The sequence below is a fragment of the Pedobacter indicus genome (genome assembly GCF_003449035.1).
Lineage (GTDB): Bacteria > Bacteroidota > Bacteroidia > Sphingobacteriales > Sphingobacteriaceae > Albibacterium > Albibacterium indicum.
Map to the genome: position 1 here is coordinate 1,899,730 of NZ_QRGB01000001.1, position 17,550 is coordinate 1,917,279.

13 protein-coding genes are annotated in these 17,550 nt (G+C 41.0%); 5 read left to right on the forward strand and 8 right to left on the reverse strand.

Annotation, left to right across the window (positions count from 1 at the left end; genetic code table 11):
* Nucleotides 1-17: 17 nt before the first annotated feature.
* Both idi and tpx read right to left on the reverse strand, forming a co-directional pair.
* Complete coding sequence (gene idi / locus D3P12_RS08590; protein ID WP_118194637.1) at nt 18-542, reverse strand: isopentenyl-diphosphate Delta-isomerase; 525 nt, start codon at nt 540-542, stop codon at nt 18-20.
* Nucleotides 543-559: 17 nt separating this feature from the next.
* Complete coding sequence (gene tpx, locus D3P12_RS08595; RefSeq protein ID WP_118194639.1) at nt 560-1,057, reverse strand: thiol peroxidase; 498 nt, start codon at nt 1,055-1,057, stop codon at nt 560-562.
* A gap of 122 nt (nt 1,058-1,179) precedes the next feature.
* Here tpx and D3P12_RS08600 point away from each other — a divergent pair, with 122 nt between their 5' ends.
* Nucleotides 1,180-1,851 carry a hypothetical protein gene (locus D3P12_RS08600; protein WP_157970299.1) on the forward strand — a complete coding sequence of 224 codons (672 nt, stop codon included), beginning with the start codon at nt 1,180-1,182 and terminating at the stop codon, nt 1,849-1,851.
* A gap of 96 nt (nt 1,852-1,947) precedes the next feature.
* Here the strand turns inward: D3P12_RS08600 and D3P12_RS08605 are convergent, their stop codons facing one another.
* The 5 genes from D3P12_RS08605 to D3P12_RS08625 all read right to left on the reverse strand — a co-directional run bounded on the left by D3P12_RS08605 (nt 1,948) and on the right by D3P12_RS08625 (nt 9,356).
* On the reverse strand, nt 1,948-2,565 hold the full coding sequence (locus tag D3P12_RS08605) for an outer membrane beta-barrel protein (RefSeq protein ID WP_118194643.1): 618 nt from the start codon (nt 2,563-2,565) through the stop codon (nt 1,948-1,950).
* A gap of 238 nt (nt 2,566-2,803) precedes the next feature.
* A complete protein-coding gene (locus D3P12_RS08610) occupies nt 2,804-3,640 on the reverse strand; it encodes a universal stress protein (RefSeq protein WP_118194645.1) in 837 nt (278 codons plus the stop codon).
* A gap of 17 nt (nt 3,641-3,657) precedes the next feature.
* Complete coding sequence (locus D3P12_RS08615; protein WP_118194647.1) at nt 3,658-6,822, reverse strand: efflux RND transporter permease subunit; 3,165 nt, start codon at nt 6,820-6,822, stop codon at nt 3,658-3,660.
* A gap of 26 nt (nt 6,823-6,848) precedes the next feature.
* Complete coding sequence (locus D3P12_RS08620) at nt 6,849-8,000, reverse strand: efflux RND transporter periplasmic adaptor subunit (RefSeq protein WP_118194649.1); 1,152 nt, start codon at nt 7,998-8,000, stop codon at nt 6,849-6,851.
* Between the two features lie 9 nt (nt 8,001-8,009).
* Nucleotides 8,010-9,356, reverse strand: coding sequence for a TolC family protein (locus D3P12_RS08625; RefSeq protein WP_118194651.1), 1,347 nt, complete (start codon nt 9,354-9,356; stop codon nt 8,010-8,012).
* 462 nt (nt 9,357-9,818) lie between these two features.
* Here D3P12_RS08625 and D3P12_RS08630 point away from each other — a divergent pair, with 462 nt between their 5' ends.
* Nucleotides 9,819-10,742, forward strand: a complete 924-nt coding sequence (locus D3P12_RS08630) for a helix-turn-helix domain-containing protein (RefSeq protein WP_205941075.1) — start codon at nt 9,819-9,821, stop codon at nt 10,740-10,742.
* 10 nt (nt 10,743-10,752) lie between these two features.
* A complete protein-coding gene (locus tag D3P12_RS08635) occupies nt 10,753-13,542 on the forward strand; it encodes a carboxypeptidase-like regulatory domain-containing protein (protein ID WP_118194653.1) in 2,790 nt (929 codons plus the stop codon).
* Between the two features lie 80 nt (nt 13,543-13,622).
* On the opposite strand, the gene D3P12_RS08640 is transcribed toward D3P12_RS08635, so the two are convergent.
* Nucleotides 13,623-15,296 carry an FMN-binding glutamate synthase family protein gene (locus D3P12_RS08640; RefSeq protein ID WP_118194655.1) on the reverse strand — a complete coding sequence of 558 codons (1,674 nt, stop codon included), beginning with the start codon at nt 15,294-15,296 and terminating at the stop codon, nt 13,623-13,625.
* 242 nt (nt 15,297-15,538) lie between these two features.
* Between D3P12_RS08640 and D3P12_RS08645 the strand changes: the two genes are divergently transcribed.
* Both D3P12_RS08645 and D3P12_RS08650 read left to right on the forward strand, forming a co-directional pair.
* On the forward strand, nt 15,539-15,778 hold the full coding sequence (locus D3P12_RS08645) for a hypothetical protein (RefSeq protein WP_118194657.1): 240 nt from the start codon (nt 15,539-15,541) through the stop codon (nt 15,776-15,778).
* Nucleotides 15,779-16,097: 319 nt separating this feature from the next.
* Nucleotides 16,098-17,546 carry a tagaturonate reductase gene (locus D3P12_RS08650; RefSeq protein ID WP_118194659.1) on the forward strand — a complete coding sequence of 483 codons (1,449 nt, stop codon included), beginning with the start codon at nt 16,098-16,100 and terminating at the stop codon, nt 17,544-17,546.
* The last annotated feature ends 4 nt before the right edge of the window (nt 17,547-17,550 follow it).

Below are 17,550 nucleotides of genomic sequence, written 5' to 3' on the forward strand. Positions count from 1 at the left end.
TGTATTACAATGATGATTTAGTCATCTGCTAATTTGCAAAATTGTTCGATTTGAGGGAATGCTAGCTTAAACCAAACTGTGTATTGCTGGGGGCTATGTTTCAGTTCAGTCTTGATTTGCTGAAGAGGGAGGTATTTGAAGCCATTCGCTTCTTCAGGGTTGATCGTTGGCAAAGCATCACTTTTGCCGACATAGATATAGTCGAGTTCGTGCTCAAAGAGCCCGTTGTCAAAGCGTGTTTTATAAGCAAGTTTTGAAATGAAAGTAAGGTCTGCTGCAAGTCCCATTTCTTCTTGAAGTCTTCTGTTGGCGGCCGCTAGGCTGTCTTCGCCCGGGCGTGGATGACTACAACATGTATTAGACCAGAGACCTGCTGAATGATATTTGTCAAGAGCACGCTGCTGGAGTAATAGTTCATTCTTGCTGTTAAATAGAAAGACAGAAAAGGCGCGATGCAATACACCTGTCCGGTGGGCTTCTAACTTTTCCATTGTGCCAAGAACTCGGTCGTCTTGGTCAACAAGAATTACCTCTTCTGTCATTCCCTTTATAAATTAAATTATGAAATAGCTTGGATAGCGGCGTCGTAGTTAGGTTCTTGACCTATTTCCGGTACCTGCTCTTCGTATGTGATTTTGCCTTGTGGGTCGATGACTACTACAGCGCGGCTATGAAGGCCTTTAAGTGGACCATCTGCCATTTGGACCCCGTACTCTTCTCCGAAGTTAGACCTGAAATCCGATAGCATTTCAACATTTTTAATGCCTTCAGCGCCACAGAATTCAGCTTGTGCGAAAGGCAGGTCCTTTGAGATGCATAGGACAACTGTATTGTCTAGCTTTGAAGCTTCTTCGTTAAACGTCCTTACAGACTGAGCGCATACACCGGTGTTGATACTGGGGAAAATATTGAGAATAACATTTTTTCCTTTATAGTTAGACAAACTCTTATCAGATAGGTCTGTAGCCGTTAGAGTAAAGTCTCTTGCTTCTGTTCCTACAGCAGGTAATGATCCGACAGTATTTACGCCGTCGCCTTTAAATGTGATTTTTGCCATGATGTTTATTTTTAAGGTTAAACTATTTTGAAAACTGATTGTTTTACCAAATATATAATAATAGGTGATCTGTTCAAATTTACGAACCGAAGATTACATTCGTGTGAATCAATAGTTACGATATGATGAATAAACAAAAAAGACAAGTGATTGGAGCTTGGCTGCTCGGTGCTTTGTTTCTTGTTGTCTCAGCCTGTGCTAATCAATCTCAAAATGAATCTACAGATGATAGCCTCTCGACAGACAGCGCAGGGTTGACTGACTCGGTTATAGCGGATACTGTCATTTCGAAGTTTACTGACCAAGAAACGATTCGTGTTGTTGCCGGAAATTCTATTGGTGATTTCCTGATAGGGCAAGAAGTAGAAGAATCCAACCTCTTTAATCGCTTGGGCGAGGTAGACAGCGCAGATGCAGCTATGTGTAAAAGCTGGAGTATGTGGTACTTTGATGATGAAGTAAATGAGGCAAAGAGAGAGTTTGACTTGTATTCAGCATGTGATGTTGATATTGATATGAGGAAATCAACTCAGGTTATGAGGTTAGGTAATATTGACTTTGAATTGGATAATGGTATATCTTTAGGAGATGACTTATCCGTGCTTAAGGAGTCGTATCCCAATGCTATTGAGCTAACATATACTGATGCAAGCAATGGCGAAATTATTCAGGTTTTCGACGATATTGCAGAAGGGATTGCTTTTGAAGTAAGTAATGGTGTGGTGCGCGCTGTTATTGTACATGTGCCAGATCAAAGTATAGAGAATATGTATTTGCCATTTTACCAGCAATAAAGGTGTATCAGCAATAACAGAATAATTTGAACATTACAATTGCGGAGGAATTTTAAGTTCCTCCGCATTTGTAATGTTGTCTTTTTTCTTCTGTGCTTAGAAGTAGAATTGAATTCCCAAAGATGGGGCAAAAAAGTCAGCTCCAAATGAGAAGCTATCGTATCCCGCACCCTTAATGGAGTTGCCATCTCCGTCTTCAACTGAATAGTTGTTATATGATAGTCCATTGATGGCAAATTCGATCCCGATTTTGTTGCTTGGGAAATATGCGAATCCGGGTGATAATGCCACGCCAATTGACGTTGAGCTACCGGTTTTGCTACCAGTTTCTAAATTCTCATCAATTGCTTTAACATTACCGAAGGCCATTGGTACCGATAATTGTCCGAAAAACTTAAAGTTGTTTGTGATTGGTGTGTAGTATCTACCAAAAGGCGCAATTACAAACGCTTCAGTCTTACCAAACTCACTAGCTTCATCTAATCGGGCTGTCTGGTAACCGATCCCGGTTCCAACTGCGATATTGTCGTCAACGAAATATCCGATATTTGGGACGATGGATAGGTCGTAAGATGACTTAGCGCCCGAAGCGTCAGATTTGATTGTGTTAAAAGAGACATTTCCTCCAAGCATGAAATCTCCTTTATCTGTTTGAGCCTGTGAAGTGAAAACTACTCCACCTAGTAATGCGAATGATAATAATAATTTTTTCATTTTTTTCTATTTTAGTTTTTATCAATTGAGACTCCGTTGAGTCCCGTTGTGTTGATACAAAAGTCAGTCTAATTAGAAGATTTCACAAGGTCAAGAAACCGGTATGATTGGTCAAAATGTCTTATTTTAGTGAATCTGAAATTCCCATGACATTTCTCTTTATTTAGCAAAAGAAACCCTTTCCTAGTTACTGGAAAGGGTTTCTTTTGCTATTGATCTGATTATCAGTTGGTAGAGATTAAGGTCTTTTAGCCTTATTGACAGGTATCGATAATAAGGGGATTTCAGTTTGTGAAGCCATGATTCTTGTTTTGCTCCGATGGATGATCGATTCCCAAAAACCATAACGTTGTGGAACCATAATTAAAAGATCAGCTTCCATACGTTTCGCCTCATTTTTGATTGCCTCGATAACCTTGTCTGATTCAATACTTTTGTAGTAGTGTGGGACATCGCCCAAGCTTGAATCGATTTCCTTTGTAGTCGTTTTCCGGTGCTCTTCATCAATCGCTTTTAGTTTTCTTTGCACATGAAATACCTCAACCTCTGCTGCTGCAGCTCGCGCATACTCTCTAACATTCTCTAAAATACGAACATTGATTCCACGTAGAAAGTCGACTGCGAAGAGGATTTTTCGAACAGCTTTAAACTTAACATTTGGTGGAACGGCCAATACAGGCAGGTCATGTTGCATGATTAACGTTGTCGTTGTATTGCCAAACAGCTCCTGTCCCAACGAATCGGGCGCTGTACCCATGATGACCATTTGTGCATCATACTTTAAGAATATGCTTTCAATCTCTTCATCGAGCTGCGAAAAGCGGGTTTCATAATCGACCTTGATCGAATATTTTTTAGATAATTCGGCCGCTTTTTTCTCCAATAATAACTTGTTGTTGTCCATCAGTTCCTTGAAGACTTTCGCGGAGAGCCGAGCGTTCGACACATGTAAAGGAATGTGATAAGCGTTGAAAAGTACCACATCCGTACCCAGGGTAGCTGCAGCAAAACATGCATACTCGACTGCATTGTCTGCTTCCTTGGAAAAATCTGTAGCTGCGATTAATGTTTTCATACGCCTCCCTTTTTAATTTAATGTAATTTATCTTTATGGTCTTCAGGGTTATAGTTAGCCTGAAGCTCTGCTAATTTCTTTTTACCATAAGCTATTCTGGTAATGAATACAAATAGTACAGGTACAACAAAGATAGCAAACAAAGTAGCGATGGTCATTCCCGAAGCAACAGTCCAGCCGATCGTTTGCCGTGAAACAGCACTGGCGCCGGCTGAAAAAATCAAAGGTAGTACCCCTAAGATAAATGCGAGGGATGTCATGATAATCGGACGTAACCTTAGCCGTACCGCTTCTAATGTTGCCGCAATCAGTTCCATGCCCATATCTACACGTTCTTTTGCAAATTCAACGATTAGAATCGCATTCTTCGCCGCTAAACCTATGAGTGTGATAAACCCGACCTGCGCGTAGATGTTATTGTCCAGATGTGGAAGGAAAGTAAGAGCAAAAATTGCACCGAACATGCCCAGAGGTACGCTTAGTAAGATTGAGAACGGAACTGACCAGCTCTCATATAATGCTACCAGAAGCAAGAATACAACGACGATGATCAATGCAAAAATTGTTGTTGTTGCATCGCCAGATTCCTTCTCCTGCTGACTTAAACCAGAAAAACTGTACATATAGCCACTAGGTAATGTCTGAGCGGCTGTTTCTTCCAAAGCTGTCAACGCGTCCCCACTACTAGCACCCGGCGCAGCACTACCACCTACTTCAATTGAACGGAAAAGGTTGAAGTGATTAATAACCGATGGGCTTTCTTCCTTATGATAAGATACCATGGTGCTCAACGGGACAGGGGTTCCCTGAATATTATTAACATATAAGTTGTTTAATGCTTCGATGTTGGATCTGTAAGCTGTGTCAGCTTGAGTTACCACACGGAAGTTGCGTCCAAATCGTGTAAAGTCGTTTACATATCCGCTACCAAAGTTATTGGCGATGGTACTGTATACGGAGCCGACTGAGACGCCCATTCTTTTCACTTGATCTCGGTCTACTGTGACTTTGTAATTCGGTGTTCTGGAATTGAAAAGTGTATAAGCCATTCCAATTTCCGGACGCTGATTTGAAGCGCCGATGAACTGACCGGCTATCGCTTCGAAGTCTTTGATATCACCTGTTTGCTGTTCTTGTAATTGCAAGGTAAACCCACCGCTAATACCGAGTCCCGGAATTGGAGGAGGTTGTACAGCCATAAGCATACCTTCCTGATCCAGTGCGAATTCTTGCGAGACGCTTGCCAAAACCTCAGCAACGCCACGATCACGTTCACCCCAAGGTTTGAGCTGAACAAAGAAGGTTGCCGAGTTTGATTTAAATGCACTATTTAAGATGTTGATACCGGTAATGGCTGTAACGCCAGATATTTCTGGATTTTTCTCGCGGACAGTTTGTGATACCCGATCTACAAATTCTTGTGTCCTGGCAGTCGAAGAACCTTCTGGTAAAGACGCGCCCATAATAAATACACCCGCATCTTCTGTAGGAATGAACCCTGATGGTTTAGCAGAGAACAAGCCGATAGTTGCGACGTAAACGCATACCAACAGGATTAAAACAAGTGGTGTTTTTTTCAAACACCATTTAACGTTATCAGAGTAGTTACGCGTTACTTTTTCAAACCAAACATTAAAACGGTAGAACCAACGATTTAAGCCCTTAGCTTCTTTGTTCAGTTTACTCGGTCTGAGCAACATCGCACAAAGAGCTGGTGTTAAAGAGAGAGCTACGAAAGCTGAAATTAGTACTGAAATCGCTATCGTGATGGCAAATTGCTGATAAAGTTGCCCAACCATACCAGGGATAAATCCGACTGGAATAAATACAGAAGCAAGGATTAACGCGATCGCAATTACTGGTGCGGTAATATCCTTCATTGCTTTCATGGTTGCTTCTTTCGGTGAGGAGCCCTGATCAATATAATGCTGCACGGCCTCGACGACGACGATCGCATCATCCACTACAATACCGATCGCTAATACAAAACCAAACATTGTCAGTACGTTAATCGAGAACCCTAATAAGGAGAAAAAGACAAAAGTACCAATAATGGAAACGGGAATAGCGAGTACCGGAATCAGAGTCGCCCTCCAGCTTTGTAGAAAGACGAATACGACTACAGTTACGAGAATAATCGCTTCGATAAGGGTGTGTAATACAGAGCTGATCGACTCATTAACGATGGATACAGTTTCATAACCGATTACGTATTCTATGTCGTCCGGAAACGATTGTTCCAATCGGTCCAGTGCGTCGTAAATACCTTCGGCTGTTTGCACCGCGTTACCTCCTGGAGTCTGCATAATCCCCATCATGGCAGCGGGGTCGTCATTCAGCTTCGCACTGATATTATAGGCAAACTGGCCCAATTCAACCCTTGCAACATCTTTCAAATAAACGGGCGAGCCGTCCAGATTGGTTTTTACGATGATATTTCTAAATTCCTCTTCGGTTGATAGGTCGCCGTCTAGAATAACGGAGTATTCAAAAGTTTGTCCTTGTTGTTGAGGTGGGCCACCCACGCTACCACCCGGCATGCGGTTGTTTTGTTCCTGGATCGCCGCGGTTATTTCTGCGGGGGTAATTCCCATAGAAGCCATTTTGCCGGCATCCATCCAAATACGCATACTGAAAGGTTGACCGAAAGCCATTACGTCACCAACTCCATCGACACGCATCATCTCGTCTTTCACGTATAAGTTGACATAGTTTGCCAAAAACTGCTGGTCGTATGTGCCGTTAGGAGAAATTAGACCCATAACCATTAGCATATCAGAATTGGCCTTTTTGGTAACAACCCCAAGTCGCCTTACAGGTTCTGGTAATGCCGGTTCCGCTATGGCAACCCGGTTTTGTACATCCAATGCCGCGATATCAATGTCAGTTCCTACTTCAAAAGTTACGGTAATGGTTGAACGGCCGTCGGCAGTACTAGACGAGGTCATGTATTTCATGCCAGGGGTACCGTTGATTTGGCTTTCAATGGGAGTAGTTACTGTTTGTTCCACTGTTTGAGCATCAGCACCTGTGTAATTCGAGGATACAGTAACAGTAGGAGGGGCAATGGTTGGATATTGACTGATCGGCAACCCCGTTAGGACAATGGTGCCCACCAATACAATCAGTATTGATATAACGATGGCCATGGCCGGTCGTTTTATAAATATTTCTGAGATCATAATATTTTACTAATTATTAATAGAAATTAATTGTTGGGTGTTGTGGTTGTGGTGCTGTCAGTTGCTTTCGCAGGCTGAACGACTGCACCGGGGCGGAGCTTCATGATTCCATCAGAAACGATTACATCACCTTCTTGTAATCCTCCTTTGATGACGATCATTCCTCCAACTTCAGAACCAACTTCTACTATTTGTTGATTTACTTTGCTACTGTCTCCAACTACATATACTGAATATTTTCCAAGTTGCTCAGATACCGCTTTATGAGGAATCACCAGCTGCGGCTCTGGGCTTTTGTTAAGAACAGTGACATTACAGGTCATACCAGCAACCAACGTTCCGTTCGGATTAGGGAAACTGATTCGAACGGTAATGGTACCCGTGCTTGGATCTACAGCTCGGTCAATTGCTTCAATTTTTCCGTTCATCGAGTATCGGTTGCCATTTTGCTCAATACTAAAAATTGAGTCACTTACCGTAGTCGACGGATTTTTCTGCATTTCCATGAAACGAGATAAATCACGTTGGTTTACGGCAATATCGACAGCAATCGGATCATTCGTTGAAACGGTATTCAATAGTGTAGATCCCGGTGTTACCAATGCGCCTAATTTGACCTGTGAAATACCGATAGTTCCGTTTAAAGGCGAAACAATAACAGATTTCCGATAATTAGCTTCGGCTGAAGTCAGACTTGCCTGTGCTGCCGCGACCTGTGATTTGGCATTCGCCAAATCTGTTAAAGCATAGTCGACACGTTGCTGTGCAATCGCTTCTTTTTTGGCGAGGTTTGTATAGCGTTCAGCATCTTTTTCTGTTCTCGCTAAATTGGCTTTTGCAACTTCTAAATTAGCTTTTGCTGAATTGAATGCAGCTTGGTAGTTCGTTCGGTCTATTTCATACAGCCGTTGTCCTTTGCTTACCTTTTGACCATCTTTTACAAAGATTCCAGTAATATATCCACCAACCTCACCGCGCAGTTCAACCTCTTGTAAAGGAACAACCACGCCCGGGTAGTTGTCCGGAACGGTTACTGCTGCTTTCTCTACAGTGTAAGTTGTTACAGGCATCGGAGGTGGCGCTGCTTGTTGTCCACCACCTTGTTGTGAATTTCCACATGATGTGATCAATGCGGCACCTAAAGCTATAATTCCTGTTTTTATGATATTCGAGTTCATTTTTATCTTTTATTGGTTTAGTGAAACTGTGCCTAATGCTTGTTGTACGTCAAGTTTAGCAGAAAGCAGACTGTATAATGTGTTTAAGTAATTTAATTGTGCTGTGCGCAGATCCGTCTCTGAAGTCATCAGGTCGAGATATGTTTTAATGCCTTCATCGTATTGTAGTTTAATCGTATTATAAACGTCTTCCGATAATTCTACATTTTCAGCGGCGACTCTCCAATCATTTAAGTTCGCTTTATAGGATGCCATCGCTAGTTCATATTGGCTATTAATCTGGTTTTTTGTGTTTTCGATATCCAAGTCAATACGTTCTTCCAAGAGCTGTGATTTTTTTATCTCCTGAATGCGTTTTGTTCCAGAGAAAATTGGGATACTTAAGCGTAGACCTACAACGGAACTAGGGAAAGATCGACTATACAATTCGCTGAACTCATCATGATTATAAGCCCAGCCATAGTTAATGAAGCCCGATAGACTTGGCATAAATTGTAACTTATTGTAGTTTGTGTTTATTTCCTGAAGCTGCTTGCTTGTCAATAGTTGTCTATATTCTACCCGGTTTTGGTAGTTTAGTACTTCTGTGGTGTCCAGTAATACATTGCGTTCCATTTCCTGGCCATCAAAAGAAAGTGTCAGGTCCGCATCGGGGTTATATCCGATAACTGATTTTAGAAACGCGTATTTGTAGATTAGTAGCTCCTCAGTGCGTTTTTTGTCGGCTTTGGAATTACTGAGGCTTATCTGTGCTCGCTGATAATCTGTTTTGTCCACCAAACCCACGTCGAATTGAGCTTTTGCATCTTGAAATTGTTTTTCCAACCGCGCGATATTTTCAATAATAATTTGTAGTTGTTCTTGACTTGTCAGAATGTCATAGTAAGCTTTACTAACTTCAACGATGGTATTGATGCTTTGGTTTTCCGTATTTAATTCATGCTGTTCCGGAAAATATTTGGCTGACTTTGTTGCCTGTATCAAACCCGCATTTAAGAGTTGTTGATCAGCTTGCACTGTTATGCCAGACGAATTCTTTGTTCCCATGGTAATATAGGTGGTTTCACCACCCATGGTTAGGGGGCTAACCGCCTGTTTCAGGTTATGGTTGAAGTTGGCATTAGCGTTAATTTGAGGTAACCAACCAGACAGAGCTGAGTTGATATCCCGTTCACCGATCTCCTCATCAAGCAACGCCTGTTTTATTTTGGGTTGGTTCTGCAGCGCGTATTCTACAAGTTGCGGCAGGGTAGCACGTTGTAGGGTACTTCTTTCGACAGATTGTGCTTTTAGTCCTGTGGGTGTAATCAGAAAGATTATAACTAACAAGACTAAACCAGGTTTTAAAATTTTCATTTCCGTATGTTAGATTTGATATTAATGTGCATAGAATTCAGGATTGATTCACTAAATCCGTTTTTTTATTAAAACATCCGCAAAGAACGATAGAAGTGAGCTATTAAGAAAGGCTTCTTGATCGGTTGTTTTGGTCAAAATGTCGTATTTTGGTCAAAATTATATTCTCATGACATTTCAGTATTAGGCTTGTTCTCTACATGTGAAGTTAAGAAGAATCTAGTTCGTTTTTGTTTAAAAAAATAATGTAAATTTTGAAGTGCGTAAGTTATAACGAATATATTGTCTTGTTTTGTATGGAATTTTTAAGATTTAATGTTTAATTGATTTTTAGATGACATTTGTCACCAAACGAACGAACTCAGTCAACAGGCAATGACTGAAAGTATAAGATGAATAGGTCTTTTATGGTCAATATTGGATATAATTGCAATTTAGAACAAATAAAGTAAAAACATGTCAATGGAAGGGGAAAAGCAAAAAGTCGATCAGGTCCGACAACTTGCCGATCTGAGTCACGATCGATATAAATTTATACATACCGTAATGGATGGTTTTGTCGTTATTCAAAACCATGAAATCAAAGCAAACGATGAATGGTTGAAACAACGGATAGAGAGTCGTCGCTCAGAGCGAATGTCTATTTTTATTGTAACAGGTGGTGAGGCTCGGATCAATCTGAATATGCAAGATTATAATATAAAGGAGAACACCCTCGTACTGATGTCGCCAAATACGATTATGAGTATGTCGTCTATCAAGAAATCATGCACGTTGTCTGGTGTGAGCTTTACAATTGATTTTATGTCCGAAATCGGTATGCCTGAAGATGCAACAGCTATATTTTCTTTTTTTTCCAGCCGTTTTTCCCCTATTTGGAATATTGAGAAAGAAGATACAAAATTAATCAACCAATTGATACAGCGCCTGGTTGAACACACTGCGAAGTATGCGATACACCCTTTTGGCAAAGAGATATTGATTCATAATTTTTTTATCTTTCTTTATGAACTAGCTGCTATGTCGCAGCAGTACTCCAAGATGATCCGGATGAACTTTACTCGCCAGGAAAGGCTGATCATCGCATTTGGTAATTTAGCTCGTGAGCAGTTTAGGGAAGTCCGCACTGTAAAGAAATATGCAGATCAGTTGAACGTATCTGCTAAGTATCTCAGTGAGATCGTAAAAGAATATTCTGGGAAAAATGCTAGTGAAATTATAAATGATCTTGTTATATTGGAGGCAAAATTTTTATTGAGCCGATCGCAGTTAAGTATTGGCGAAATTGCTGATAATCTAAATTTTAGTGATCAGTCTTTTTTTGGGAAATATTTTAAAAGGCACACGGGGATGTCTCCAAAAGCTTACCGTGAGTCTGAATTTTAAATTGCCTTAGATGAAATACCTTAAGTTTTTAACATTTTTAATCGTCTCATTTTGTTTGTTTAATCATACTGCCTCTGCTCAGTTGGACAAAATCCCCGTTGGTAAAAAACTAGGGGAACCTCAAAAGGTAGAAGAAGAGAAGCCGGTTGTTTTAACAGACAGTATTGCAGTAAAAGCACTTGTTGAAAAAAACAACGAATTTATCACGAATATTCCCTCAGAAAAAGTCTACCTGCATTTCGATAAACCCTATTATGCCGTGGGGGATACCATTTGGTTTAAAGCATACGTTACGTCGGTTCAGCATATTCCATCACCTTTAAGTAAAATCGTGTATGTTGATGTTATTAGTGAAAAGGATTCATTGATGGAAAGTATCAAACTGCCGGCAATAAATAGTACGGCGCATGGAAGTATACCGTTAAATAATCTCACCTACAAGCAGGGTAACTACCGTATCCGGGCTTATACAAAATGGATGTTGAACTTCAATGAATCCTATTTCTTTCACAAAACATTGCCTGTGGGTAATTCGATTAATAAGGATGTCATTACCCATGTGAATTTCAATAGCGACAGAAGCGATAAATCGGTTAAGATCAAAGCGACACTCGAGTTCCGGGATGAGCAGAATATGCCCTTGGTCAACAAGCGGGTGAATTGGGAAGCACTGATCGACTTTGATCGGGCGGGGCGGGGAAGAGGAACTACCAATGCCCAAGGCGTATTAGCTGTTGAATTTAATAGCTCATCGGATGTCGACCTAAGTAGAGGTAAATTGGTTACAAATATCGAATTAGATAACCGAACCGTCGAAACGACATTCCCTCTCGAAAAAGCTGCACCGAAAAAAGATGTCCAGTTTTTTCCGGAAGGAGGGGATCTGGTAGATGGGATTCCGACAGTTGTCGCTTTCAAGGCTATACAAACAGACGGTTTAGGTGTTTCTGCAAGTGGAGAAATTGTTGATTCAAAAGGCACCAGTATCGCGCAGGTTGAATCGCAACATGTTGGGATGGGTAAATTTAGCATGACTCCAAAGCTCGGAGAAACTTACTTCGCTAAACTTAATTTCCCCGATGGTAGCAGTGCTACGTATAATTTACCGAAGGTTGAGGCTGAAGGAGTTGGCCTGAGCGTTAATGGTAAAGATCCCGAAAATCTAAAAATATCGATTAAGATAAACCCTGCTTTTCTTGCAAAGCATCAGAACAAGGGCTTTTATGTTGTCGGTCGAAATGGAGGTATAGTTTATTACGCGGCCCAAAGTGGTATACGCAATACAGAATTCACTTCGACCATCCCCAAGATGAATTTCCCGACGGGAATTGTACAATTAAGTGTACTGGCATCTACTGGACAAACACTCGCCGAAAGGTTGGTCTTTGTGCATCGCCCCGATACACTTAACATGCAATTGACTTCAGATAAACAGTCTTATGGTCCGCGTGAGGCTGTTAAAATGAAGCTTGATATCGGAAACACAGCACAGGATTCCAGCTTGGGTAATTTTTCAGTTTCTGTTATCGATGAAACTAAAGTGCCAGTTAATGAGGATAAAGAGACCACAATCTGGAGCAGTATTTTATTGAGTTCGGAAGTTCAAGGCTATATTGAAAAGCCAAACTATTATTTTCATGATGTTAATGAGAAGAAACTGGATGATTTGGATTTGCTGCTCATGACTCAAGGCTACCGTAAGTATAAGTACAGCGATATTGTGTTAGATAAGATGCCCAATATTACCATGTTTCCAGAGCAAAGCCTGGCTGTTTCAGGGACGATCCGCCGTGCTGATGGTTTGCCTCTTGCCAATGGCCGTCTTCTTCTGCAAATTCCGGAAAAATCTTTCTATAAAGATGGTACAACAGATGATCAGGGACGGTTTGAGTTTACTAATCTTGCGTTCGAAGATTCGCTACAAGTTGTTGTCAATGCACGAAACAATTTAAACTCCGAGAATCTGATGATCATGGTCGATGGGGAGCCTTTCCCTTCCATTGTTCAGAATATAAATGAAGCCGATGAATTGTTAAATATCGATAGCGCTTTGCAAACCTATTTGAAAAATAACCGGATGATGAATAGTACGGGCTTCTTATTGCGTGAAGTTGCGATCGAGGGGAGACAAGCCAGAAAACCCAGTCACCGAGACCACGCGGCCCTGACTGGTCTTAGTATGCAGCCGGATTATACGATTCAGGGTTCAAACCTAGGAGGTTGTAATAACTTGCTGAACTGTGTTTCAGGAATGATGGGTTTGACTTACGTAGATAATATGTTGTATTTATCAACCGTATATAATAGTGGCGGAAGGGTGCCGGTTGAAATTTATGTCAATGGAATGCCGGTAGATGTAACGTACTTATACGGTGTAGAGCCAACCATGGTTGAATCCATCGAAATTTTTAAAGATGATGGATTAACGGGTATTAATCAGCGTTCTAATACGATGGGGGTAGTGGTTGTTAATATGAAGGAAGTCAAAACAGAAAAATTGACAGCTCAACAGATCAAAGAACTGTTTCCACCGTCCAATATGTTAACATTTAATCCGAAAGGGTTCGCTGAGGAACGACAGTTTTATGTTCCCAAATACAGTGGTCCGCGTACATCCATGCAGTCCCAAGACCTTCGCACAACCATCCATTGGAACCCCATGTTGTTGACAGATCAGAACGGGCAGGCAGAGTTTGAATATTTCACGGCAGATGATAAAGGAACCTATCGAGTGGTGGTAGAGGGGCTGGATGAAAACGGTTCACTGGGTCGGAGAGTGTACCGCTTCCAGGTAGAGTAAGCACAAGAGAGTAAGTACAAGCAAAAACGGATTGCCAATTATGACGATCCGTTTTTGCTTATGTATGAGTTATGAAAACCCTAATTTAAAGAGGGATTTTGAAGAGACAGGTCATGCCCTGTCGGTTTTGCAGCCCATGCGAACTCAGAAATATTGATTTGGTCAAATCTGGGAGCGAAGCTTTGAGCCGAAGTAATTTCCATCAGTGTTTTATAGGCTGGCGGATAAGGCATTTTTAGTAAGCTTCCAGAAGCCATATAAGGATAGGTATCCAGATAACTTTGTACTTCTTTTGGCGAAACCCGTCGGTTAATATGGGCACGGTGCAAAGTCTCAGGATCAGAGATTCCCGCAGCACCCATCAGATCACACGCACTCTTCACAGTTTCATAGTGGTAATTTGCCACTCGGATCTTTTTAACGCCAACCACCAAACCTTTTGTCAGTCTAGGATCTTGGGTTGCAATGCCTACTGGACAAGTATTTTTATTGCATTCCAAAGCCTGAATACAGCCTAATGCCATCATCATACCTCGCGCACTGTAACACAGATCAGCACCCAAAGCAATATTTTTTACGATATCAAAGCCAGTTGTAACCTTTCCGGCCGCAATTATTTTAATGTGTTTCTTAAGGTTGAACCCAGTCAATGAGTCATAGACGAAAGCAAGCGCATCGCGCAAAGGCATCCCCACGGAGTTAGAAAACTCTAAAGGAGCAGCCCCCGTTCCACCTTCACCACCATCGATTGTAATAAAGTCAGGATAGATATTCGTCTCTAACATCGCTTTACAGATGGCGATAAATTCATGTTTTTGACCAATACACATTTTAAACCCTACCGGTTTTCCTTCCGAAAGGATTCGCAACTGCTTAATGAACTTCATGAGCTCAATCGGATTAGAAAAAGCCTTATGACTAGGTGGCGATGCCACATCCTTACCCACTTCTACCGAACGAATCCGCGCGATCTCTTCATTTACTTTTGCGGCGGGGAGTAAACCACCATGACCGGGTTTTGCTCCTTGCGATAGCTTCACCTCAATCATCTTCACGTTTGGTATTGCTGCTTTTTCTGAAAACAATTCTGGATTGAAGTTACCATCCGGATAGCGACAACCAAAATAACCCGTTCCGATCTGCCAGATCAAATCACCACCACCCTGAAGGTGATAGTCACTTACGCCCCCCTCGCCGGTGTTATGAGCAAAGCGCCCTATCCGCGCTCCTTCGTTGAGAGCCAAGATCGCATTCTTACTTAACGAACCATAGCTCATAGCAGATATATTAAAAAGACTTGCTGAGTAAGGTTGTCTACATTCGTCCCCGCCGATTAAGACTCTCGGCAGCTCCTTGATCGTTGAATTGTCAAGTGCCGTCAGACTGTGGCTAAGCCATTCATAGTTATTATCATACACATTAAGTTGCGTTCCAAACGCTACGGTATCAATTTCTTTTTTTGCACGCTGATAGATCACGCTTCGATCCAAGCGATTAAAGGGTCGCCCATTCGTGTCACTTTCAATAAAATATTGATAAATCTTTGGTCGCAGACTTTCCATAACATAGCGAAGCCTCCCTGCAACAGGATAGTTTCTGCGCATCGCTCTTTTAGGTTGAACCATGTCAATGATCCCTAATGCTACCAAAGGTAAAATAATGACAAAAGTCCAAAGTACCGAGGGCCACCAATAAGCAGCGATCGAGACAGCCAAAATTGAGATGGCGGACAAAACAACAAAACTTCTTCTCATAATAAGTGTTGCATTAATGATTGCGTTAATAAATGAACTATCAAATCGCCGGCAAAATTAGCCAAGGTTTTGTTAATTTGCTAATTATTAAGTCAAATTTGACAGGATTCTTATTAAAATGTTAAAAATGGCGCTGTTGTGTGGCGCGGAGCTGGTTCGTTTCGTAATGTATTTAGATTGAAATTTTAAAACTTTTTCAAAAAACAAGTGTTTTACAGTTTTATTTAACCATTAATACCAAAATGAAAGTATTACAATTAGAAATTCACGATCCATCGGTCTTATCGAAAATTCATGAGATGGCAGAGTCTGGGCTTGTTTCTGTTAAGCAATTAACTGAAGAGGGTTTTATGGCTCGCGTAAATAAATTAAGAAATCAAGCAGAAAGCAATATACCATCAGCAGAAGAAATCCGGAAAGATTTACAGGTGGTTATGCATAGCATCATTCCGAGTAGAAAATATTTTAAAATTCGCTTCTAACTCTTATTTCTTCTGTTGATTTGTTTCTTTTAAAGACTATTTAGTAGCCAAGCTTTGTTTTGGTTAATGGATAGTCTCTCTTTGCTTTTTTAGCCAGCGATAGCGAAGAGGTTTTCGAAGAGGTTTTCTTTGTGTCATGCCAGGCCTTTTGTGTCTGTTTCCCAACCTTTTTGTGTCTGTTTTTTCTATTAAGATTTCAAATTTGTATCAATTTGTATCAAATTTTGATATAAATGAAAAAATAATATAAATTTAGAAATCAATAAATCAATTTTCTCACTTTACTGATTCGATTACGCACCTAGAAACTTAAATTAACATGACAAGACTCAACCGTTCCTTATTAGAAGGAAACGAACAAGATAGACCAGAAAAAGTATTACAATTCGGAACTGGTGTGTTACTCCGAGCATTACCAGATTACTTTATTAATAAGGCCAATTCAAAGGGTGTTTTTAATGGTAATATCGTTGTTGTTAAATCAACCAGCCGGGGTAACGCCAACGAGTTTGCTGATCAAGATAACTTATATACTATTCATATCAAAGGAATAGAGGACGGTAAAGAAGTCCAAACTACAGAACTGGTTTCTGCGGTTAGTCGCGTGCTTACAGCCAGCGATGAATGGTCTGAAATACAGAAAGTCGCTTTATCTGAAGACCTGCAAGTCATTATTTCAAATACCACAGAGGTAGGTATTGAATTAAAAGAAGATGACGATTTACAGGCTCACCCTCCGGTATCGTACCCGGGAAAGCTAGTGTCACTTTTATGGAGCCGATTTCAGCACTATAAAGACAATCCGAAAGGGAAGGGGTTGGTTATACTTCCGACAGAACTGATTAGCGAAAACGGAAAGGTGTTGAAAGGCATCGTTACTCAGTTAGCGGAGATTAATAAACTCGGTTCTGCCTTCATTCAGTGGCTGGATGAAGAAAACTACTTCTGCAATACATTGGTAGATCGCATCGTTCCAGGTAAACTTTCAGCTGAGGCTCAAAAGCAAGCTGATGAGCAGGCCGGGTATGTTGATGATTTGGCGATTATGGCAGAACCTTTTCGGTTATGGGCAATTGAAACGGACAGTCCGAAAGTAAAGGAAATACTGTCTTTTGCAGAAGTTGACAAAGGTGTTGTCATAACACCGGATATCACAAAATTTAAGGAACTTAAACTTAGGTTATTAAATGGTAGCCATACATTCTCTTGCGCCTTGGCCATATTAAGTGGTTTCACTACCGTGAAAGAAGCCATGCAAGATGCTGATTTTCTGAAGTATATGAATACACTCTTAAACGAGGAAATAGTCCCATCAATTGTTGGTTCAGTAATTCAAGAAGATGAAGCTAAAGATTTCGCAAAGAGTGTGGTTGACCGTTTCAGCAATCCTTTTCTTAACCATCAATGGCAGAGCATCAGCTTAAACTATACTTCGAAAATGGAACTGCGTAATGTACCATTGATTGAAGCCTATACGAAAAGAAAAGGTGCAGTACCGCAATGCATGGCCTTAGGCTTTGCAGCTTATCTATTGTTACTGAAAAAACAAACGAATACACAGGACGCTCATGCTCCGCGTATTTCGCAGTTATGGGAAGAAAACTCGACCGAGCAGCTCGTTGATCTTGTATTGGCGGAAGAAGAGTTAGGTTTAACCCGACTCCAATCAGTTCCCGGTTTTGCTGATGCAGTAAAACAGTTCATTAACGATTTAGAAAACGAAGATCCGAAAGCGGTTATCAAGCAATTAAATCAGTCACACCGTTAATCCA